At 39.2% G+C, this 875-nt stretch carries 1 protein-coding gene and 1 pseudogene; both read left to right on the top strand.

All coding sequences use genetic code 11. The annotated features are described in order from the left end of the window. Window positions 1–206: pseudogene (locus C1G57_RS03185) on the top strand (transposase); the annotation flags it as partial. A gap of 307 nt (window positions 207–513) precedes the next feature. Further along, window positions 514–875: transposase (locus C1G57_RS03180; protein ID WP_161941094.1), on the top strand; the 362-nt coding region annotated here is incomplete at its 3' end.

Genomic DNA, 875 nt, shown 5'->3' with positions numbered 1-875 from the left:
AGGATGAGTAAGCTAAGAGATTTATGCGAGGAGCAGGGACATAGACTTTTACCTCTGCCTCCTTACTCGTCCGAGTATAATCCCATTGAGAAAACATGGGCTCATATCAAAAACACCTCAGAAAAGTATTGTCAAATTGCGATACTTTTCTTGAGGCACTTTTGTCCTGTTCTTGTTTCAATCGACTATGCTATTTTATCTCCTGAAAATAGGAAAGAGAGAACGAAGTTCGTCCTCTCTAGGTATTAGCTTTTCATCCACCCACTACAATTGATAAAGAGCCGAAAAATTCAACAGGATTGTCAAAGACACCTAAGGTATTAAGAACGATAGAGCATCTAATACTCTTCGAAAATCAAAATCAGACGTTGTTGACTTGATTTGATGAGTGAGGCTGGGCAAAAACTAGCCGCTCACATATAAAAAAACGAGCAATTCCAATTAGGAGTTGCTCGTTTTCCATTTCATGCTTTATAATTATAATAACGACAAAACAACTAGAAAGGCATGAAAATGTATAAACAGTATAACACAAATCAGTTAAGTTTGGAATTAAATCTTGCTTGGGATTTACCTGCTACTCACGAGGCTCGTCTGATTAGTCAGTTTGTGGATACTATTCCTTTATCCATTCTATTGGAAGAAACTTCTCATACTGGTCGTCCAGCCTTTCATCCAGCCATGTTGCTCAAAATGACCCTGTTCGCCTATGCTCGCCAGGTATTCTCTGGTCGAAAAATCGTTCAAATGAATGAAGAAGTCATTCCTATGAAATGGCTGAGTCAGGATACCTATGTCTGTTATCGGACCATCAATAGTTTTAGGGCTAGCACACACGCCAACCAGCTCATCAAAACTGCCTTCATCTACTTCAC

This window comes from Streptococcus suis (genome assembly GCF_002960425.1).
Lineage (GTDB): Bacteria > Bacillota > Bacilli > Lactobacillales > Streptococcaceae > Streptococcus > Streptococcus suis_S.
The sequence above is the reverse complement of the archived record's forward strand: the minus strand, read 5'-3'. Positions and strand labels throughout refer to the sequence as shown.